Source organism: Bradyrhizobium sp. Gha (assembly GCF_900113735.1).
Lineage (GTDB): Bacteria > Pseudomonadota > Alphaproteobacteria > Rhizobiales > Xanthobacteraceae > Bradyrhizobium.
Map to the genome: position 1 here is coordinate 1 of NZ_FOQM01000059.1, position 20,623 is coordinate 20,623.

Annotated in this window: 15 protein-coding genes and 2 pseudogenes; 7 read left to right on the forward strand and 10 right to left on the reverse strand. The window is 57.8% G+C overall.

The window, feature by feature from the left end; translation table 11 throughout:
- Window positions 1–2,463 (reverse strand): amino acid adenylation domain-containing protein (locus tag BM222_RS37505; RefSeq protein ID WP_244547413.1); only part of this gene is annotated, 2,463 nt, incomplete at its 3' end.
- Between the two features lie 573 nt (window positions 2,464–3,036).
- Here BM222_RS37505 and BM222_RS37510 point away from each other — a divergent pair.
- A pseudogene (locus tag BM222_RS37510) lies at window positions 3,037–3,267 on the forward strand (IS66 family transposase); the annotation flags it as partial.
- Window positions 3,268–4,156: 889 nt separating this feature from the next.
- Here the strand turns inward: BM222_RS37510 and BM222_RS37515 are convergent.
- Window positions 4,157–4,543 (reverse strand): ectoine synthase, encoded by a 387-nt coding sequence (locus BM222_RS37515; RefSeq protein ID WP_092239674.1) that lies wholly within the window; start codon window positions 4,541–4,543, stop codon window positions 4,157–4,159.
- Window positions 4,544–5,908: 1,365 nt separating this feature from the next.
- On the opposite strand from BM222_RS37515, the gene BM222_RS37525 reads away from it, so the two are divergent.
- Window positions 5,909–6,112 (forward strand): hypothetical protein, encoded by a 204-nt coding sequence (locus BM222_RS37525; protein WP_092239690.1) that lies wholly within the window; start codon window positions 5,909–5,911, stop codon window positions 6,110–6,112.
- Window positions 6,113–7,045: 933 nt separating this feature from the next.
- Here BM222_RS37525 and BM222_RS37530 read toward each other — a convergent pair.
- On the reverse strand, window positions 7,046–7,246 hold the full coding sequence (locus BM222_RS37530; protein WP_092239675.1) for a hypothetical protein: 201 nt from the start codon (window positions 7,244–7,246) through the stop codon (window positions 7,046–7,048).
- 807 nt (window positions 7,247–8,053) lie between these two features.
- On the opposite strand from BM222_RS37530, the gene BM222_RS37535 reads away from it, so the two are divergent.
- On the forward strand, window positions 8,054–8,257 hold the full coding sequence (locus BM222_RS37535) for a hypothetical protein (protein WP_092239691.1): 204 nt from the start codon (window positions 8,054–8,056) through the stop codon (window positions 8,255–8,257).
- Window positions 8,258–8,482: 225 nt separating this feature from the next.
- Here the strand turns inward: BM222_RS37535 and panC are convergent.
- From panC to bioB, 6 genes and pseudogenes are all read right to left on the reverse strand, one after another.
- Window positions 8,483–9,334: pseudogene (panC, locus tag BM222_RS37540) on the reverse strand (pantoate--beta-alanine ligase).
- A gap of 1,275 nt (window positions 9,335–10,609) precedes the next feature.
- Entirely contained in the window at window positions 10,610–11,875 is a 1,266-nt protein-coding gene (locus BM222_RS37550) for an adenosylmethionine--8-amino-7-oxononanoate transaminase (protein ID WP_092239676.1), read from the reverse strand.
- On the reverse strand, window positions 11,872–12,507 hold the full coding sequence (gene bioD / locus BM222_RS37555; RefSeq protein ID WP_092239677.1) for a dethiobiotin synthase: 636 nt from the start codon (window positions 12,505–12,507) through the stop codon (window positions 11,872–11,874). The genes BM222_RS37550 and bioD overlap by 4 nt, the downstream gene beginning before the upstream one ends.
- Entirely contained in the window at window positions 12,507–13,655 is a 1,149-nt protein-coding gene (locus BM222_RS37560) for an 8-amino-7-oxononanoate synthase (RefSeq protein ID WP_092239678.1), read from the reverse strand. The genes bioD and BM222_RS37560 overlap by 1 nt, the downstream gene beginning before the upstream one ends.
- An 80-nt stretch (window positions 13,656–13,735) precedes the next feature.
- Window positions 13,736–14,089 carry an aspartate 1-decarboxylase gene (gene panD, locus BM222_RS37565; RefSeq protein ID WP_092239679.1) on the reverse strand — a complete coding sequence of 118 codons (354 nt, stop codon included), beginning with the start codon at window positions 14,087–14,089 and terminating at the stop codon, window positions 13,736–13,738.
- The gene (gene bioB / locus BM222_RS37570; protein ID WP_092239680.1) at window positions 14,080–15,135 is read right to left on the reverse strand and encodes a biotin synthase BioB; all 1,056 of its coding nucleotides are present in this window, start codon (window positions 15,133–15,135) and stop codon (window positions 14,080–14,082) included. Before bioB ends, panD begins: the two co-directional genes overlap by 10 nt.
- Before the next feature lie 112 nt (window positions 15,136–15,247).
- Between bioB and BM222_RS37575 the strand changes: the two genes are divergently transcribed.
- The 4 genes from BM222_RS37575 (at window position 15,248) to BM222_RS37590 (ending at window position 18,476) form a co-directional block, all read left to right on the forward strand.
- Window positions 15,248–15,883 (forward strand): GntR family transcriptional regulator, encoded by a 636-nt coding sequence (locus BM222_RS37575; protein ID WP_092239681.1) that lies wholly within the window; start codon window positions 15,248–15,250, stop codon window positions 15,881–15,883.
- Window positions 15,884–16,018: 135 nt separating this feature from the next.
- Complete coding sequence (locus BM222_RS37580) at window positions 16,019–16,336, forward strand: Dabb family protein (RefSeq protein WP_092239693.1); 318 nt, start codon at window positions 16,019–16,021, stop codon at window positions 16,334–16,336.
- A 137-nt stretch (window positions 16,337–16,473) separates the two neighbouring features.
- Window positions 16,474–17,883: an aminodeoxychorismate synthase component I gene (pabB, locus tag BM222_RS37585; RefSeq protein ID WP_092239682.1), complete on the forward strand. Its 1,410-nt coding sequence runs from the start codon at window positions 16,474–16,476 to the stop codon at window positions 17,881–17,883.
- Window positions 17,880–18,476 (forward strand): anthranilate synthase component II, encoded by a 597-nt coding sequence (locus tag BM222_RS37590; protein ID WP_092239683.1) that lies wholly within the window; start codon window positions 17,880–17,882, stop codon window positions 18,474–18,476. Before pabB ends, BM222_RS37590 begins: the two co-directional genes overlap by 4 nt.
- Before the next feature lie 94 nt (window positions 18,477–18,570).
- On the opposite strand, the gene BM222_RS37595 is transcribed toward BM222_RS37590, so the two are convergent.
- Window positions 18,571–19,086, reverse strand: a complete 516-nt coding sequence (locus tag BM222_RS37595) for a flagellar basal body-associated FliL family protein (RefSeq protein WP_177243709.1) — start codon at window positions 19,084–19,086, stop codon at window positions 18,571–18,573.
- Window positions 19,087–20,623: the final 1,537 nt, after the last annotated feature.

Sequence of the window (20,623 nt, forward strand, 5' to 3'; positions counted from 1 at the left end):
CGGCGCACAGACCACATAGGCAATCAGATGCTTGTCACCGGGGCCGTTCTGGCCCGCCACCACCACCGCCTCGCGCACCCAGGCGTGCTCGCAAAGCTTTGCGACGATCTCACCCGGCTCGATGCGGTAGCCGCGGATCTTCACCTGGTCGTCGTTGCGGCCCAGAAACTCGATATTGCCGTCCGGCAGGTAGCGTGCAAGGTCGCCGGTCCGGTACAGCCGATCGCCCTCGACAAAGGGACTGGCGATGAACCGTTCGGCGGTCAGCTCAGGGCGGTTCAGATAGCCTCGCGCCACCCCCGCCCCGCCAATGTAAAGTTCGCCGACCGCGCCGAACGGCACGGGCACGCCTTGGCCATCCAGCAGGTACACCCGTGTGTTGGCGATGGGACGCCCAACGTGAGGCATCTCGGGCCAACATGACGGATCAGCCGCAAGGTGGTGCTCGGAAATGACGCTGATTTCTGTGGACCCATATTGATTGATCAATCTCGCGTTCGGGTGTGCTTGGAAGAAAGCCCTAAGCAGCGGAGTGGCCTGCAATCGTTCGCCAGCTGTATAAACCTCCCTCAAGGAGGGCAGCTGCACGCGCTGCGTGCTCCAGACACCTGCAAGATGATTCAATGCCACGAATGGGAGAAAAAGCCGCTCGATCGCCTCCTGCTCTAGAAACTCCAGCAGGTCGGAGACGCGCCTCCTTGTCTCTTCACGCAGGAGCACAAGCGCTCCGCCGTCCTTCCAGCAAATGAACAATTCCTGGCAGGACACATCGAAGTTCAGGGTTGCGAATTGAAGCGTACGCAGTTTTGACGAGCCAATCCCCATAAGCGAATTCACAAGCGCACCATGGGACATCTGAACGCCCTTGGGGACGCCGGTTGAGCCGGAGGTATAGATGACATAAGCAAGATGGCGCGATGTGAGGCCAAGCTTGCCCGGGTCTGGGTTCGAAGGCGACTGCTGGGCCCAGGGCTGAGTGTTCGTTTCCAAATCGACCACGGTCACCTGGGCCACGGCCTCAGCACCCAATGCCGTTTGACCGGCGACATCACAAAGCAGCAGTTTTGGTTTTGCATCTTCGACAATCTGCCGCAGCCGCGCTGGCGGATAAGCCGGATCTAGCGGCAGATAGGCGCCTCCCGCCTTCAGGATCGCTAGCACGCCAATTACCATCGCCATGCTGCGCTCCAGGCAGATCGCGACCGGCTGGTCCGGCTTGACCCCGAGCTCGATCAGATGATGGGCCAGCCGGTTAGCGCGCGCATTGAGTTCGCCATAGCTTGATCTCTCCTTCTCATGGACCACCGCCACGGCTTCCGGCGCCTTTTGCACCTGAGCCTCGAACAATTCATGGATACATCGCTCGAACGAACAAGCCGCTGCCGTTTGACTCAACTCCTCAATTAGAGCCGTGCGCTCCTCGGTCTGAAAGTCGATCCGGCTGACAGCCTGCCTCGCATCGTCCATCACGCCGCGCAACAACGTTTGCAAATGCTGCGTCATGCCGTCGATCACCTGTGGGGCCAATCGCGCGGCATCAAAATGCCAGCGGAAGCTCCCATCCGGAGCACGAACTTCAAACGTCAGCAAGCTGCCGCATAAGGCTTGGTCATCTTTGGGACTCGTCGACAGATCGTCAGTGACGGAACCGCTCTTTGACGTGATTGCAATGCCGATCGGCCAAGGCTGGCGCGAACGTAACGCCTCGACATCACGCAATGTCGGGCAACGCGCAATCAGATCTCGCGCAAAGCTCGCATGCGCCCTCAGCTGAGCGACTTCGGCCATTACGGCTTTTCGCACTTCATCAAAAGCATGATTAAGCTCAATGCAAACATCCATTGGCACAACGGGGGCGATGAACGCCTCGACGAACTTGGAGCCACCCTGCAATCCATCCCCTGCAGGCTTCCACCCCAGTTGAGGTTGTTTCTCTTTCGTGAGGCGAGCGAGATAGATCAACCAAGCTGCTAGCAAATACTCCGAGCGATCTTGCGGAGATAGTTTGGCCAAAGCGCTTAGGCTGGACCACGAACTCGACTGCCATTGGGGAGGCGCATCCGCAGCCGCGGACAATGACCGTAAAGGAAAATGCAATCGCTTGAACTGTCCGAGCCGCTTCCGCCAAAAATTCTCCAGAGGCGCCAGCATCTCATGTGTGGCGGTTATGCTCTGCACCTGCTCATCGCTCAAGATAAGAAGGCGACCACTTTGATCCACGTTGAAACGCCTGGTAACAGCTTGCGCATCCAGCATGTATTTGAAAGCACCTCGACGCGCTCGCTCTAACACGTCCAATGGCAACGTGAAGGGATCGGCAATTGAGAAGATCCAATCTACCGGTTCCGCCTTCAAAAATGACGAGAGCTCTTCAATAGTTTCCATACACGGAATGTTGGCACTAGCTGCCCACTGAGCAAAGGTGGAGTCGGTACACAGCGCTGCACCAATGATGTGGTCCATTGCCAATGCCAGCTGAGCGTCGCGGATTGCGGGCCTGCCGCTGCCGATAAACACGCTGGAGAAGGTTATTCGGCTTGCAGAAGGCCTATCCCGATCGCTTGGTTCGTAGGCGCTCGCGCGCTCCAGAGGCGACCCGTGGTCCATCGTCATCCTTTCAGCAGTTCAGCTATCAGGCTGGCCTTTGCCATCTCGGCGCAGCACCCCGCAACTCGGTCACCGATCAACCTGGCCTGCGGCGAAACCTGGCTACCCCAAGGCCAGAATCTCTCAATCTCCTCTCATCGAACGATTTCTCCTGCGTGCCGCAATTCAGAGGATTACGCATCTATCGTGCCAAAGTTGAAATCGACTGCAATCAATGCGATAGCAGGGCCGGTGCTATGTCACATCTCCAACAGCGCCGCGGGATATCGTACAAATGGGGCGCTAAAAGTCGGCATGCGTCTCCGGACTCTCGCTCGATGTTCCGGACAAAAATGGACGTAGATCGGCAGCGTGAGCCGTCAGCTCAGCCGAACCGCATTCGGCGAGCGCGTCTCCTAAGTCCGCTCCGAAGGATTAGTGTCAATCAGCTTGCAAGTGAGCCAGGAGCGAAGCAAGCCGTTGCTCGACGACATGCACGCCCGGCTGCTGCGCGATCGAGAACCTCTCTCGCGCTCCTCCGAGGTCCTGAGGCCCATGAATTACATGCTCAGACGCTGGGCCGGGTTTGCCCGCTTCCTCGACGATGGCAGGATCTGCCCCAGCAATAACGCCGGCGAAAGAACGTTGCGCGGCATCGCTTTGGGAAGCCGACACTGGACCTTGGACACAACGGTCAGGCTACCTACCTGTAGTGCGAGGGTCCGGACAGATGTGTTATCAACCGGACACTGCTGAATGAGATCAGGCAGTGCTTAGCGCCACGATAATTGCGGTGATCGGATAGAGCCCGCCATTGAACCACGGTCAGCTCGAGCGCCTCGACCACAAGCGCTGCTTCACGCACGACGAGCGGAAAGCATTCGGTCCACCCCGTTGCAACATCCACCAGCCTGAATGTAGCCGCCGGGTACGGACATGCCGCCGTGCGTAACCAGATCCGCTTCGTAGTACCCCGGCGGAGGCGATCCCCAGTCATTGAATGTACGCACCGGCACTGCCGCCGTACGGGACTGGAAAAACCGCCCGCCGTCGGCGTCCTCCGGCTGCTGCGATCCTTACGTCGCTCAGCAGGCGATCGATCGTCGGATAGCGCTCAATCTGCCCTGCCGTTCAAGAGCCGGAAGCAAGAACGGATCATCGCGACGAGCCGCTTGCTGCACAGCCGGTCAGCCGCGCCCCATAGCACAATCACTGCATGCGAATGGAAGCTCCGTAGGTCCGGCCGCGCTCCACCGCACGGCCGATCCCGATGCCACGTAACTGACAGCGCGCGGATCGCGTGTTGCGATGCCATCCCGCAACGGCGCACAGCTCGTCTAGGATCCGTCCCTTCTCGAGCCGCCCGCTCGCCCGTTAGTCCCTCGGCCAGCGCTGATGTGATCTCGCGCCTTGCGCGCATGCTGAACTTCCCTGCCATAGCCGCACCGAACTGATTCGGCAGCTCCGCCCTCACGCGACAAGGAAGTTGTCCGTCAACATTTTTAGCGAGGCGATGCGCACCTTTGCTATTAGCGGCAGTTCATATCAGATCGGCGTTTACTCGCGTCGCTCAATATGTGGAGCCTGCCGGGTCGCAGAGGTTGTGGCGCTCGGTTCCGTTGAGGGGTGGGTTAAAGATGCTAACGAGGACCATGTCCTTGCCGCGCCCCCCGCGGAGAAAATGCTTGTCATGCTTGTCGAGCACATACATGTCACCCTTGCGAATGGGATAGACATTGCCGTCCATGTCCTCGACCTCGCCCTCTCCGGCGATGCAGTAACAGGCTTCGAGATGATTCCGGTATTGCAGAAGCGAAACGGTGTTAGCGCGCACCACGGTGTGGCAGATGCTAAAACCCATACCGTCCTTCTCTGTCAGGAGGCGGTGGCTCGTACCATTGCCCCAATCAACGAAATGGTCGGTCGCTTCAACGTCGTGCAGACTACGCACAATCATAGCGTTCGATTGCCCCCGTGCAGGATGAATTGAGGACCCAAAAAGCTGGACGCCGCTGTTCTGGCCCTAAACCGCGACTTTTCTTGCCGCGCGCCCGACCTCGGTGTCCCCGAAACAACCAGCTGTCCCCGCGGAGAACCTGCGCAGTAGCTCTACGGGATCGGCCACACGCAAGAGGCCTGCCACTTGCCCGACGGCGACTAGTGCAAATATCGGCGCCAGGGTATTTCGCAGCCAAGCCCGATCGGCGGGCACCTAATTGATATCCCACCTTCGCGTGGTGCCGCCTCTTACCTTTGAAACTGCTGCTTGGGATATTGCCGGCGATATAAACTTTCTCCAGCCCTAAAGTTGGCAAGTCGTTTCCTCCCATGCTGTGCCTCTCGCCGCGAATAGGGTTCCGCAGCGTCTCAGCAAGTAGAGCAAATCTTATGCCGTGGTCGAAGACCATGAAGGATAAGTGACTGCCTCAGCCGGCTAGCGAGCGAGAACGATGCTTGGCGTGTATCCAATCTAACAAACTGCCGAGATAACGGCCGAATACCCACAGGTCCGCGAGCGAGTACCGGCCGAACAGTGCGGCTATTTATCCGCTATGGGCAAATGCCGTTATAGATTGAGCACCCTGATATCCGAGCCGAAATCAGGTCCTCGGTGCTAGGCCAACCGCTGGCGGATATCATCGATTATTTGCCGCGTCGCGACCTCATGATGAGGCCGCCGGCGAGAAATCGTGTGGTCCCGAATGCACGCGTCGTTCGCGCCTCCGATTTGACCACCCCGTTCCGAAGGCTAAACGCGAGCGGAAACATCGCGACCGAAAGAGACCCGAGCGCGGCCTGCACTTCGGTGAGGCGCGGTTCAACGAACTGACTTTCGACATCCGACAGGCTCGACTTCAGCAGGCACGATAGCGATGGATGATGTTACGGTGAGTACAAATGCGGGCCAACTCTTCATCGAGCATCCTGAACGCTCCTGAGGTCTTCGCAATCTCCGCGAAGAGATATTCAAGCGAGCATGTCGTCTATCAACGAGCCGCCTGTCATCGCATCTCGCGAAGTCGTTCGGTAGGCCGATAAGGACCATGCCAGTTCGTGATATCCTCCTTTCCCTAGCCCTAGCGATTCCATCGCGACGATCCGCAGCGTTTTTGGCCCGCCTTACGCTGTCTTTCTTCCCGACTAGTTCCACAAACAGAGCTGAACGCTCGTAAGGCGGAGGGAATGGGCGACTCACGCTCCCCTCGCCAGCCGCTTGTTGCTAAAAAAGCTCGCCCGTCAGTACTCTCTCCGAATGAGCTGAACATCATTTGCCGATGTGCTATATGCTCTCGTTGAGAATAGCTTTGTTTTGAAGGTTTCGATGTCTCTTTCGATTGAATTGATTGTCGACGGCTATGTGAAACTAAACAACCGTAGCGCGCTGGAGAATCTTCTGGCGCATCGGCGGAAGCTACTGCAGCAGTTGAACTGCGTTACCGGCACTGATCCGAAGCAAGCGATCGCTCAGGTGACTCAAGAAATCGCAGTCATCCAAAGGGCACTTGCCGCGCTCGCACGGGAGTAAACAGGAACGACGCACCGGCTCGGGGTCAATTGACGGCGTTCCGGCGCCGAACATTGACTTCGGCCGCTTTTTTTTCGGTCGAGGCTTATTGGCGCGATGCGTCACCGGCATCGTAGCGCAAGGGCGTGCGCCAAGGCAAAGATGCGCAGCCTTTTGTGGGAGCTACTCTCTTGCTTCAGTGATCGGCCGCTCGCGGCGAGCAACGCGCCCCAATATACATACGCAGATGCGCGAAGCCGGCTGCATGGCCTGTCGTGACGGATCGCGGTAAACAACTAGGGGGACAAGGATTGACTGACGGTGCTTCCTCGCAAAACAGATTCTTCGTTCGGAAGGGCGGGCGGTCTATGATCGAGAACGTGAGGCACCAGCTCTGATTGTGACAGGCTTGGCACTACTCTAACGGTTGAAGAATCCGAATCGACAAAGGTTGCACCGCTCCGCAGGAACAAGATGTCATTTTGAACAGAGCATTCCAGATGCCGGATTGTGTGATCGGTCGAGCCTGCGCGTGCGATGGGGTGCCCCAGGAACCGGAGCGCATTGATACGACACTTCGCCGGCCGCCATCGCGCAAACGTCCCATTTGACGCGTAGTCGACGAACACGGCGTACTGCTTCTCAACCCGGCGATACCGACCACCGCCGCACGCTGGTGAATGTCGCCAACGATACGAACAATGATCTTCAATGCGGGGAGCCTCTCGCGGCCGCTGCGCGCAAAAGATGCGCCATGACAATGCTCCATCGGATAACACCGCATTTTGGGTGACGTGTGACCGCTATCGATTTGCGAGGACGATACACCTTTGCGAGTTGGCTGGATCGCTATGCCGCAGGGGACGCCGCGATGCGCGAACCTGGATAACAGGCCAGGATCTTCACCCCCTGTGTCTTTGAAATTCAACCTCAATGATAAGCCATGTACCAGATCTATCGCCACATCGTTGGTGCTTTGGAAAGAGCTTCCTGACCAATCTGTTTAAGCAGATCGGGGCGCGTCTCGCCTCTAGTGGCGGCCTCCAGGATTTTGGAGGCGACGTAGACGCGGACGCCAACGTCATACGGTGAGACGCGCTCGCAAACTTCATCCAGGATCGTGCGCAGAAGCGCGGTCGTGGCACCGTCCAGCATTGGGAGATCTCCCTCACCCCATCAATGATGGATATGGGCATTTGTCAGACCCCAACTCAAGTACATCAGATCGTACTTATTTCTGCGGTGAAGAGTTCGTTTGCATCAAAAACCAGCGCCAACCCCGCGTCTGGCGACGAAATCGGGCCGAGATCCCTCTCAGGTCACCCGCAACTCACCCCGCTGGCGGCTGTTGAGGGAAGTTCGGCTTTATGCAGCTAGACGAGGTCGTCTGCGCGATCGCCGCAATTTCATGGTCAGGGCGCTGTTATCGATCCATCATCGCACGTGTTGGCAGCAGCGACCTTCCTTTGGCAAGCCCGCTTGCAGTCGCTGCATCGTGGGTTTTGGACATTTAAGCTAGTGTAGCGGAGGGACCCTGCGCGGACACGAGAACGTCGCGTGATAATCATCAGGGGCGCTGCCGTAGTGCAGGATTTGAGCGCGACAGCGCGGCGCATTGCATTAATCGATAATCCCATTTTGCTAATGTCTCCGCCCAGAATAATCACATTCAGCCGGGCGCGGCATGTTTAGTGGCCACGTTATCTCCGCGATCCTTGGATCGTCGGCCATTGTGGTAAATGAGCCTGAGTTGTGAGCGGGCTGGCGTCGCCAAAACCTGCGAGATGGGCGCGAGCCCTTCAGCGAGTGAGCTAGCAAACTTGCGGCCGCGGGCTGCCTGCTGAAACTGCTCCGATCTGACGCCGAGGTGACTAGCTCAGGTAAAAGAAGCGACCGGCTTGTTGATTATCTGCTGTGTTTCGTCGAATGCCGCGTTTTTTTTTGAAACGGAAAGGGAGCTTCATGCATCATCTCGGCAATAGCCGTCGTCGCACAACATCTGTGATGACCGACGAACAGGAAGAGCTGGAGCGCTGCAAGCAGGAGATTGCGCGTCTCAGACAGCTGGTCGTAGGACTTTCTGAAATTGTTTTGCGCCACGTCGTAACAAGCGCGCAAAGCAGCCGGAATGTGCCTGAGCATCTGAGCGAGCCGCCGAAGTCATAATATGAAATGCGAACTCGCACTTGGGGTGCTTTCGGCGGCGCGGGGCGGCCTCGCCAGTGGCAGAGTCAATCCCAACCGACATCATGAGCTCGATGCTGGGGCAGTTGTTGAGGAGACAAAAGAGCTGCTTCGGATCGGGTTTGAGAGTTCTTCCAGGACTTTGAGTATTTTCAAGGCTAACCCATCGGGTTCGAGTGCTTCTGGGCGCATCACTTGCGTATCTGGCTAGGATGGCGCCCAGGACAGGACTACATTGTCGATCAACCGAGTCGAGCCTACGTAGGCTGCGACACAGAGCACCGCCGGATAGCGCAGAGGGCTCACGGCAGGCCTGAGTGTCGCAGTTTCGACAAGCTCAAGGTACGCCAGTCGATCGACCCTTTCCAAATGCGTCCTTGCGAGCGCAATCAGGGTTGCCGCATCGCGCTCCCCTGAGGCAAACTCTGCGCTGTGGCGAACAAGCCACCGCTGATCGCAAGGGTCCGACCACGTTCTTGCGGGCTAAGATAACGGTTACGACTGCTCATTGCCAGCCCATCTGACTCCCGCACGATTGGCACGGTGACAATCTCGATCGGAAAATTCAGATCAGCCAGCATGCGGCGTATTACAGCGCATTGCTGAAAATCCTTCTGTTCAAAGTACGCGACGTCCGGCTGCACCATGTTGAATAGCTTGCAGACGACAGTCGATACACCTCGAAAATGTCCAGGCCTGAACGCTCCGCGAAGCGGTTTTGCGAGCTGGCCCGGTTCGACGAAGCTCTCAAATTGAGCCGGATAGATCTCCTCTGCACTTGGCGCGAAGATGATGGAGACCTCGGCACTGCGGCACAACGCTTCATCGCGCGCGAAGTCGCGAGGGTACCTGCTGAGACCCTCATTTGGGCCGAACTGAGTGGGGTTGACCAAGATGCTAACGCCGGTGACGTCGCAGTGCCCCCGGCTAGCCGAGATCGGGGGCCAGGTGGCCGTTATGCAAGTATCCCACCGTCGGAGCGAACCCGATGCGCTTATCGGCATTGCGAAGGTCTCCAAGGCCGCGACGCAGCTCAGCGACCTTCTTAATTGCTTGCATTTCTTACCTTGAGGTTTTGGATGGCACCCAGTTTGCGACGGCATTCCGAAGCTGATCAGGAAGCCGATAGCACTCCTCCGAGCCCGGGAATGCACCTTTGCGGACATCGGCAGCCCAGCGCGACAGCGCCTCCAACTAAGAGGCAAGACCTTCCTCATCGTGATTTTCACCACCCGACGGCTCGCCTTGTCGTACAGCTGGCGCGACTATGCTGGCGGGATCTTCGATCGAGCAGCGGTGCCTCGCGACGAGCCACCATCTGCACGCGCTTCCGGGCTGATTGCAGTCTCTCCAAATGGTGGCGGCTCAACCGGGCGCTGGAGCTACACGCAGCGAGGCACTTCGTCTTAAGGGCCTATCTCCGCGCCTGTCCCTTAAGGCAAGTCGTGAGGCTCCTGCTTTGGCGTCGGCGGACCGAGCAAAGCGAATGGATGGCAGGCCAGGAATGTCCAAAGGAGACAGGTGGCTGTAAGCGCAGCGAGAGTCGCGGTCGAATAGATGTCCTCGCGAAGCCGCTTAGATCGGGCCAGCCTGTTGGCCCTGTAGGTTCTGAAGTCGATTATTTTTGCCGATGTTTCTGTCACTTGACCTCCACACGCTCTAGAGGGCCGCTCGAATTCTCTGACCGGGGCCGTACCGGCACAACCCCGTCCCTTCCTAGGCCGCTCGACGCCATCGAAGCCATTTCTGATCAGCCTCCCGTCGCGCCTTAAAGCGGTTGACGCATTTTTTGGAGCAAAGGGCCGTTCGCCAGCAGTAATGGCGGATCAGCCCAAACTTTCCGCCGCAAATCGCGCAGCATGTGGCTGAACGATAGAGAGAATTACGGAATCCAATGTGCATTCTTGCCTCCTGTGAGACATTTACTTGGAAGCCCCGCTGCCCTCTGACCACAGCAGCGCACGCACCAATGGCGTGCTCGCCCGGCGGTCCGTCCACCTGGTTCTTGCAGCCATCAAGTGACTGAAGTGCGATTGCCTCGCGAAGCAGTACCTTCCGCAGAAAGCCTCGCCGAGAATTTGTTCAAGGTAATGGATTTCTCTAATCGTGATTAGCGCAATTCGCTCGACATTTCGGCCAAATGCTGCGCATTTCTCGGCCAGGCCGCAGGATTGCTGCGGCGGTTGGATCAGGAGCGCTTGAAGCAAGTGCTTAAAGCACGAGCCTGCGAATCTTGAGTGCTTGCAGCCTCGTGGGACACTCAAACGGGAGCAATACGGACACTTTCGCCTTGCAAACTCCTGTCACTGCAGAAGATTGCACACTCTCATGCAGTCACGTCAGCAAGTCAGCAGCGGCACGGATGGCAGCATAGATTTCATCAATGTCGGCGGCCGTAACGCAATAAGGCGGCATCACGTAGATCGTGTTACCGAGTGGGCGTAAGAGCAGATTCCGCGCTTGGAAGAAAGCCAAAAGCCTCGGCCCGATGTCCGCCAGATAGCCGGCATCGCTCGTGTTGAGTTCAAGCGCTGTGACTGTCCCTGTGCGTCGGACGTTTGCGAAACGTGAATCGGCGCGGAATGGCGCGAGTGCCTGTTCTTGCATCCTGGCCAAGGATGACAGCCGCCGGCGATATTTCTGATCCTGCCAAAGGTCCAGATTAGCCTTGGCGGCGGCACAGGCCACTGGATTGGCCGTATATGAGCTCGAATGAAAAAACGTACGCGTGCGGTCTTCCGAATAATGCGCATCGAAAATATCGGCACGACAGAGTGTGACGGCGAGCGGCAGCGCCCCGCCCGTGAGGCCTTTCGAATAGCAGGCAATATCGGGCGTGACATCGGCCTGCTCACACGCAAACAATGTACCCGTCCGGCCCCAGCCGGTCATGACTTCGTCCGCAATGAACAGGACGTCAAAGGCTTCGCAGATCCGCTTCATTTCTCTTAGCACCGAGGGAGAATACATCAGCATTCCGCCTGCGCCCAATATCAGCGGCTCCACAATAAAGGCTGCGGGATGTTCGTTTAGACAAGCTGCTTCAAGCGCATCAAGCGTTATTTGCTCACGATCTCTTGTCGGAAATGGAATCGAGGTCACCTCGAACATCAGCGGCCCGTAGGCCGCGTTGAACACGCCTCGGCTACCTACCGACATCGCCCCGATCGTGTCGCCATGGTAAGAGTGCTGCATCACCAGAATTCGGGTTCGCTCTTTTCCGGTATTGCGCCAGTAGCCGAGCGCCATTTTCAGCGCGACCTCGACGCTGGTCGACCCGCTATCGGAGAAGAACACATGCTCGAGCGCCGGGGAGGTGATCTTCAATAGTTCTGTCGCAACTTGCTCAGCCGGATCGTGAGTGTATCCGGCGAAGATGACCTGGTTGAGCTTGCCTGCCTGCTCTCGGATCGCGTTCACAATGCATGGATGGCAGTGGCCGTGAGTCACGACCCACCAGGAGGAGATTGCATCGATAAGGCGTCGGCCATCTTCGGTATAGAGATAAGCTCCCTCTCCCCACAGCACCTTCGTCATGTCGCACTGTAGAGCATGCTGCGTGTAAGGGTGCCAGATCGGCGACCTCTTGGCCATATTCATAGGTTCACGAAATCACTGCCAACGAAGGCGTGCTTGAAAGCAGCCTGCAACCTATCGTCCGTGAGGGGAACAAGCCACGGGAGCCGTCCCAACCAACGTACTCTCCCGATATCGCAAATCGCACTTTCAGTTTCGGCGTTTCTCTCGCCAACGAAGGCAACTCCAAGGATTCGAATCTGACGCTTCCGCAGAGCCTCTATGGAGAGCAGGGAGTGATTGATCGTGCCCAGTCCCGTCCCTGAGCAAATCACAACGGGAAGCTGCCAGCGCTCGAAGATGTCGATGTAAAGGGTGCGCGCTGTCAGCGGCACCATGAGACCGCCGGCGCCCTCGATCACGAGTTGCCGCTCGCCGCTGTCCGGCAGTCGAAGCGCTTCTGTATCTATGCGAATGCCGTCGATCTCCGCGGCGTAATGCGGCGACGCAGGCGTGCGAAATCGGTAGAGCTCCGGGACAATCCGATCGGACGAGAGGCCACCGAGGCGGCGGACGCACTCGGAGTCGGTCTCTTGTTCGAGCCCAGCCTGGACTGGCTTCCAGTAATTCGCGCCGAGAAGGCCCGCGAGCCCCGCGGAAAAAACTGTTTTGCCGACACCGGTGTCCGTACCCGTAACGACGATCCGCTTATTCATCAAGACAAGCCCCTCACCTCAACCAGCGCATCAAGCATAGCGCGCACGTCCGCTTCCCCCACATTGAGTGTCAATGAAATTCGCAAGCGGGCCGTGCCTGCCGGAACGGTTGGCGGCCGAATTCCGCGGATATCGAAGCCACGCTCCTGGAGAGCAGAGGCAAGTCGCATTGCATGAGCATTGTCAGCTACGATGTACGGAACGATCTGAGAGGTCGATGGTGTGCGCAAACCGAGCGAGGTGAACTGCCGATGCGCGAACGCAACGAGTTTAGCCAACCGTTGCTGCCGCTCCGGCTCTTCCTGCAGGATGCGGAGTGCCTCCCGAACGGCAACGGCCATCAACGGTGATGGGGCGGTGGCAAAAATAAGCGGACGGCAGCGGTTGACCATGAAATCGCGCAAGATGCGGGGCGCCGTAACAAGTGCACCCGCCGCACCGAGAGCTTTGCCGCAGGTGTGAACGACGATGAGATTTTCGCGCCTGTCATAGGGGGCCGTGAGCCCTCGTCCCTGATGCCCGTAAGCTCCTGTGGCATGGGCCTCGTCCACGATCACAAACGCGTCTCGGCGATCGGCGATTGCCACCAGCTCCTCAAGTGGAGCGAAGTCGCCATCCATACTGTAGAGACTTTCGGCCACAATCCAGACGCGGCCCGTTCCGCCTTTGGTTCGCCAGTCGCGAATTGCATCTTCGACTGACTGAGGGTCATTGTGCGCGTAAATTCGGTACTCTGCTCGGCCGGCGCGCGCCCCCTCGTGAACACTGGCGTGCACGAGCGAATCGAGAATGAGCAGATCACCGCGTTGCGGCAGCGTTGTTAGGACGGCAAAATTTGCGATGTAGCCGCCTCCAAAGAAAAGCGCTGCTTCCGCGCCAAAGAACTGAGCCGCTTCCGTTTCGAGCTGTTCGTGCTCCTCGCAATTACCGCGCAGCAGCCGCGACCCGCCGGCTCCTACCGGAGTTCCTGCCTCGAGCGCGGCGACCACCGCCTTTTTGATGCGCGGGGCACTACCGAGCGCCAGATAGTCGTTTGATGCGAAATCGATCCCTGCGCGCGGTTTGAGGTATCGCAGGCGATTATCTTCGTCTAAGGCCTTCAACGCTGCGACGTACGGACTAAATCTAGTTGCTTGGATGGACCGCACTCATCACTCCGAGGATCGCACCAATTAGGTAAAAGATGCCTGGCCGTCTAAGAAGGAAAGAAGGAAGAGGCCCGATAGGTTCAACTTGGGAGGATGCGATTGTCTCGATCCACACGCACAATGCGTGGCTTGAATGTCTTTGCTTCGGCCTCGTCGAATGAGGCATATGCAACGATAATGATTTTGTCTCCGGGCATCGCCAGTCGAGCGGCCGCTCCGTTCAGGCTTATCGTGCCAGACCTCGGCGGCGCCTCGATCACGTAGGTGGCAAAGCGCGCCCCTGTTTCGACATTGTAGATTTCGACGCGCTCGTTGATCACCATTGCTGCTGCCTCCAGCAGCGTACGATCTATCGAAATCGAGCCTTCATAGTGCAGATCAGCTTCGGTAACTGAGGCGCGATGAATTTTTCCCTTCATCAAAGTTATCTGCATTTCTCACCTAAGCCGGATGTAGGAGCAACATATTGCGTGCACTGCTTTCGTCGGGCGAGCCCGGACGTGATGCCGAGCCGGGTCAGCAGATCCGCGTCGCGATGAAGTTCCGGGTTTTTGGTGGTCAAGAGGACGTCGCCGATGAAGATCGAATTTGCACCGGCCAAGAAGCAAAGCGCCTGCAATTCATCGGTGATGTATTGCCGTCCAGCGGACAAGCGAACCACACTCCTCGGCATCATGATCCGCGCGGTCGCCACCAGCCGAACCAGCGCGATCGGATCGGGAGGCTCCGCGGTGTCTTCCACTGGCACGCCCTCGATCTTGCTCCACAGGTTGATTGGCACGCTTTCGGGATGATTGGGAAGATTGGCCAGCAGCACGAGCATACCTAGGCGGTCCTCCACGCGTTCGCCCATGCCGATAATCCCGCCGGAGCAGATCTTGATGCCGGTATCGCGCACGCGCGCCAGCGTATCGATGCGGTCCTGCAGGCTACGGGTGGTAATGATCTTGTTGTAGAACTCGGGCGATGTGTCGACGTTGTGATTGTAGAAGTCAAGGCCGGCCTCGGCGAGACGTGCAGCCTGCTTCGGCGTCAGCATGCCGAGCGTGACGCATGTTTCCATGCCAAGTCGGTTGACCGCCTTGACCATGTCGCAGACGGACTCAAGATCGCTATCTTTTGGCGCGCGCCAGGCTGCCGCCATGCAGAAGCGCGTGGCGCCTGCATCCTTCGCGCGCTGCGCGGCCGCAAGCACATCCGCGCAACGCATTAGACGAGTGGCTTTCAGGCCGGTCTTGTAATGGGCGCTTTGCGAGCAGTAGCCGCAGTCCTCCGGACAGCCCCCGGTCTTGATGCTGAGCAGGCTCGCAGTTTCAACGTGGTTTGGATCAAAGTTGTTGCGATGAATGCACTGCGCCTGACGCATCAGGTCGGCAAAAGGAAGGTCGTAGAGCGCCTTAGTCTCTTCGACCTTCCAATGACAACGAACCTGCGCATCGGTGCCTGTTTCTTTGCGCTGAACTTGCGCGGCAGCATCCATAACCATCTCGCTCAATTGTAGATAATCGCGTCAATTATCTATAGTCATTGCTCTCGAAGAGATGCTAATCGAGCTGCCTCACAAATGCATCGGTTATTGCGGTAGATAATCTATGATCACTGCTGACAACATGACGACGGTCGCGCGCATCGCGGATTCGATCGCTGAGCGCATCATCAGCGGCGCCTTAGAGCCAGGCGCGCCACTCCGCCAGGATCACGTTGCACGAGAATTCAAGTCCAGCCACGTCCCCGTGCGCGAGGCATTTCGGCAGCTGCAGGCACAACATCTTGTTGTTGCTGTGCCACGTCGCGGTGTTCGGGTCGCCCCGCTCGATACCCGCTCAGTGAAAGAGATCGCTGAAATGCGAGCTGCGCTTGAGGTGGTGGCATTGCGCCATTCGGGGCCAAGGCTCACAACGGGTCATTTGACTCAGATCGAGCTCGCCTTGATCGAAGGAGATAATGCAAAGACGGTCGAGGAGTTTGAGATGGCCAACCGCGCCTTTCACCAAGCCTTGGTCGCGCCCTGCGGAATGCCGCGTCTGCTCGCGAGCCTCGATGGACTGCAGCTTGCAAATTCGAGATTGGTGTTCGCGATGGCGCGATCAGTAGGCTGGCGGCCGCGGTCCAATCAAGATCACCGCCTAATTCTGCAAGCCTTGCGAACGCGCAACTTAGATCAAGCCTGTAACCTGCTTACGCGGCACATTCAAACAATTGAGCGCCTTGCCCTTCCGGCGTCCTGAGCAACTCTGGCAAATTTCATTACGGATCGCCGACGATCGCAAGCGACGATCATGTGGCAAGCGACTAGCCTCATTGCAACGGCCTCTATTCCCAGATAGTTATGGCACCAGCTAGCGACCTCTCCAGGAATGGCCATGATTCGTCACATCGTCTTCTTCAGCGCCAAGGAAGAGGCGCGTATCGACCAGATCATTTACGGTCTTTCGCTTCTCACCACGATACCACATGCGCGCCGGCTTGAGGTTGCCCGCAACCGCAAGACCGATCAGCTCGGCAACGATATCGACATCGTGGTCTATGGTGAGTTCGACAGCGAAATCGAGCTCGCGGCGTACAAAGCGCACGATCTCTACCAGCAGGCGATTAAGCGGGTCCGACCGCTCCGCGAGCTGCGCTTCGCGGCCGACTACGATGTATCAACAGATGCCCCTTTCACCTCCATTGCAGGATGAACCAGGTGCTGTCGCAGCAAAATAGCACTGCCAGGCTAGCTTGGTAGGGACCTCAAGTTTCGGCCGTAGCAGAGAAGCGTCATTCTCATGGGATCGGCCCAATACATGGAACAGCGCTTTCACGAGGTCAGCCGCCGGTGACCGATAAGCCGATGTACGTTCGCGAGTTGCAGTGGGTTGAGCCCGTCATAGCGATGCGACGTCTTGGGCACCGATCGCGTCTCACGTTTCTCGATAGCGCAGCAAGGCACGAGCTGCTCGGGCGCTACTCATATCTGATGTGCGATCCATTCAGCACCTACAGGGTCGTGAGCGGCCAAGCCAGTTGGAACGGACTGTGTCTTAAGGCCGATCCATGGAAGGTCCTTCGCGTCCTACTCGCGAAGTACCCGCAAGAGCATCGTCCCGATCTCCCGCCGTTTCAGGGAGGAGCGGCAGGCTACCTTGCCTACGACATGACCAGGACATTGGAGCGATTGTCTGCGCCGGCAATTGCCGGTCTGGGTTTGCCGCAATCCATCCTGCATTTCTATGACCTTGTCATCAGCTTCGACCACCGGGATAACAAATGCTGGATCGTCTCGACCGGATGGCCGGAGCAGGATCACGTGCGACGGAGCGAACGAGCCCGTCGTCGAGCCGACGAGTTTGCAGCATTGCTTGCCGGTCCAAAGCCGCCTCAGAATGGTTGTCCTGTCAAAGCCGGCGCGTGGCGCTCGAACTTCAGCCGCGAGAGCTACATTGCGGCGGTACAACGCGTGATCGACTTGATTCTGGCGGGTGACGTGTTCCAGACGAATATTGCGCAGCGTTTTAGCACCCGCCTATCGACCCCATTTGATCCGCTCGCCTTCTATTGCCGGCTACGAGTATTGAATCCGGCGCCGTTTGCCGCCCTGCTGCGATGGGGAAAGCTGACCATCGCATCAAGTTCGCCGGAACGATTCGTAAAGCTTGAGGCGCGACAAGTCGAGACACGCCCCATCAAGGGCACGATCGCGCGTTCGCCGGAATTGAAGGAAGACCACCGCCGTGCGTCTGTTCTCCTGGCTTCCGAAAAGGATCGCGCCGAGAACACGATGATTGTCGATCTTTTGCGAAACGATCTGTCACGCGTTTGCACTGCGGATTCGGTCGAGGTTCCGGCTCTGTGCAATCTCGAGTCTTATGCCTCAGTGCACCACCTCGTGTCGATCGTTACGGGGGAACTTGCCGGAGAGGAAGACGCCGTTGGCCTGCTCCGGGCTTGCTTTCCCGGCGGGTCCATTACAGGAGCGCCAAAGCTACGGTCGATAGAAATTATTACGGAAATCGAGCGCATAGCGCGAGAGGTCTATTGCGGGGCGATCGGCTTCATCGGCTTCAACGGGCATATGGACACAAGTATTGCGATCCGCACTGTCACGATCGACGGCGACCTAGCTGTGTTTCATGCGGGCGGCGGTATAACGGCCATGTCGGAGCCCGAGGCCGAATACGATGAAACGCTCGCCAAGGCGGAGCGAATCTTCGATGCATTTCATTCTGAACCAGCTGGTGCATTTTGATTGCCATCATCGATAACTACGATTCCTTCGTCTTCAACATAGCCCGCTATTTCCACAAGCTCAGTGAAGCAACGGAAGTGATCCGAAACGACGCTATCAGCATTAGCGAGCTCGTTGATCTCAATCCCCGCGCGGTGGTCATATCGCCCGGTCCCTGCACCCCAAATGAGGCGGGAATATCGACAGCAGTGGTCCGCGACCTTTCTGGACGCGTACCAATTCTCGGCGTTTGCCTTGGACATCAGTGTATTGCGAGCGCTTTTGGAGGACGGGTGGCGCGAGCGCATCGGCCCATGCACGGTCGGCGCTCATACGTTGCGCATGACGGCCGAGGGTTATTCGGGGGGCTGCCAACCCCGCTTGAAGTCGGACGCTACCATTCTCTTATTGTCGAGCTTGATCAGTCGTGTGGGCAGAAGCTCATAGTGACAGCGCGTTCGGAGGAAGGCGAGATCATGGCCCTCACGCACCGCGACTATCCCACCTATGGCGTCCAGTTCCATCCCGAGTCGATCCTTACCCCACAGGGTCACGTCCTACTTACGAACTTCTTGCGACTCACAGCGAACTTCCGAAAGCACGCGGGGCAATGAGAGGCTCGGCCTCCCGATCAAGATGGTGGACCGTTACTTTCCGACGTGGTTCGAAGGCGAGCGTTATACGACAGGTATTTTGTGGTAATCAGCGCTATTCCGTGCTTGGCTCCGCCGGCAACGGCGCGCCTCCGACAGAGACCGCACCTTGCGGTTTTGAGGGCCGGACGTCTCTCTTGGCCGGCTTGGATGTGGTGCGCGGGAGCGGCGGAGAAGCTGCAGGAGCAGGAGAAACGACAGGCGCCGGCTTCTGCAGCTCGTCGATTCTTTGGGTCAAGGCTTCGATCTGGCCCGAGATCCGGTTTAGCTCGGCATGCTGAGCATCGAGGTTGCGATTGAGCTCGACAATTTCATCGGCTGTCTTCTGCTGCCCCGATTGGATCCCTATAAGGACGTCCCTGTCCTCAGGTGACAAGTCGCGAGTGGGAGCCACTATTTCATGCGCCGGCGGCGCCTCGGCAAACGTTTCGATTTCAGTCCAAAAGTAGGCTCCCCCGGCGCCAAAAGCGAGCAAAACGGCAACAAGAGCAAAGATCCAACGAAAGCCTTTCGATGGTCTCTGCAAGGCCAGTGGCAACTCCGATGCTTGGGATTGATCCGTCACAGCCATACCCGCTCTCTTCACTCGATCTGCTTTGGTTGTTCTCGTTGCCGCGATAGCAGGCAATGGTCAAGAGCTGCCGCGCGCCGCAACCGCCCCCGCAACGTTCACAGCAATGTTGTCCCCTGGTCTTCATCGCTTCGAAGTTTGTGCTTTAGGAGCGACTTTCGACGATCCGGGGCACGCCAAACCAGAGGCGAATCAAACCGCACGCGCCTTTTTGTTGGCTGATCATGCCATGAGGGCGTACGTAAGATTTCAGAAAGGCAAACATGTTCGACGTCTACCCAAACGATAGACATCATTGCTCGTCGTACCCAAGCGAGCTCGACCATTTGTCATAGGCCGTTCGGCAAATGGCCAATATAGAACGCACGCCTGGCGAGCGACAGCCCGGAGACCAGGTCGGCCATTCAGAAACACGAGCACTACATTCGTAACGGAACGGCTCGAAGGGGTGGATCCCTACAGAAACCTGAACAGACCATCTCAACCGCCGGGGGCTCGATTAGAGCCATACCAGCGGCCTGTCCGGCTGCGCACCGCCGCGAGAGGCCTCGCAGAATCCCAGCGCGCCAAATGTCGAGCGCGGGTTCTAAATGAAAGCAAACGCGAGCAGGCTAGAACAAAGCAGCGCAACGCCAGCGGCGGTCAGCGCCAACAGGCTACCGGACATAATGTCATGATTGCGCATGAACCGTCCTCCACGGGCTCCGAAGGCAGCAGCGCGGGCTGTCTTGCGGTGTTAAAGTCCCCCTAAATTACTACTCGAATTCGCTGCACTATTCCTGCGGCCTCCTGGCAAAAAACACATTTTTTGGGCGGAATGATCGCGCTGATAGGCTGCTTCCGGCAAGAACAATCGGTTATCTAGGGTCCCGCCGGCGAATCTCCGGCGTCCCGGAGTAGCTGTTGGCGGCGAATACACCGGTCCGAGAGACGCGTAGGGCCGCCCCTTTTTCAAGGCACCGGCTGTGAGCCGCTTCATCATTGCGATAAATTATTTTGAGTAATAACGCATGCGCGGTCTTCTGATTCTCCTCGCGGCGTTTACGATCATGTTGACCGCACGCAGCCATCACCAGAAAGGCTTCGAGCCACGTCAGACGACGCCCATGCCTCCCGTCAACGTGCCGTAACGCAAGCACCATCTCCGAATGACTTGACGCACTTTATCAATATCGGGAAGCAATTAGTGACACGGCTCATCTCCGCGATCGGCGCCGCCGCCTTGAGGTCGTTCTGTCAATTACGGAAACTGTCGCAGCACCAGCTGAGGCCGGTCGCGCGGGCGAAGCTCACGGAGCTCATCGCTGACACTTCGCTGGCCGCCATCTCTGCGGACGATCCACTCCGGAAGGAAAGGAACCGATCGTTGGCATTTCGTCGACATCGAATGGTCGACATATGAGGAAGCCCGGCGGCGCGCGCTGAAGCTCGTTGTTCTTCAGGCAAAAGATCCGGAGCAACGTTGCACGCAAGCGAACACAACGGCGATCAAGGCAACACCTTCATATTCATCTTGCATCAAAAGCCGCCGCCCCAA

Excerpts from the sequence above, each read along its gene's own strand:
- BM222_RS37515 (WP_092239674.1), bottom strand. The coding sequence starts at position 4,543 with ATGATTGTGCGTAGTCTGCACGACGTTGAAGCGACCGACCATTTCGTT.
- BM222_RS37525 (WP_092239690.1), top strand. The coding sequence starts at position 5,909 with ATGTCTCTTTCGATTGAATTGATTGTCGACGGCTATGTGAAACTAAAC.
- BM222_RS37530 (WP_092239675.1), bottom strand. The coding sequence starts at position 7,246 with ATGCTGGACGGTGCCACGACCGCGCTTCTGCGCACGATCCTGGATGAA.
- BM222_RS37535 (WP_092239691.1), top strand. The coding sequence starts at position 8,054 with ATGCATCATCTCGGCAATAGCCGTCGTCGCACAACATCTGTGATGACC.
- BM222_RS37550 (WP_092239676.1), bottom strand. The coding sequence starts at position 11,875 with ATGAATATGGCCAAGAGGTCGCCGATCTGGCACCCTTACACGCAGCAT.
- bioD (WP_092239677.1), bottom strand. The coding sequence starts at position 12,507 with ATGAATAAGCGGATCGTCGTTACGGGTACGGACACCGGTGTCGGCAAA.
- panD (WP_092239679.1), bottom strand. The coding sequence starts at position 14,089 with ATGCAGATAACTTTGATGAAGGGAAAAATTCATCGCGCCTCAGTTACC.
- bioB (WP_092239680.1), bottom strand. The coding sequence starts at position 15,135 with ATGGATGCTGCCGCGCAAGTTCAGCGCAAAGAAACAGGCACCGATGCG.
- BM222_RS37575 (WP_092239681.1), top strand. The coding sequence starts at position 15,248 with ATGATCACTGCTGACAACATGACGACGGTCGCGCGCATCGCGGATTCG.
- BM222_RS37580 (WP_092239693.1), top strand. The coding sequence starts at position 16,019 with ATGATTCGTCACATCGTCTTCTTCAGCGCCAAGGAAGAGGCGCGTATC.
- BM222_RS37595 (WP_177243709.1), bottom strand. The coding sequence starts at position 19,086 with ATGGCTGTGACGGATCAATCCCAAGCATCGGAGTTGCCACTGGCCTTG.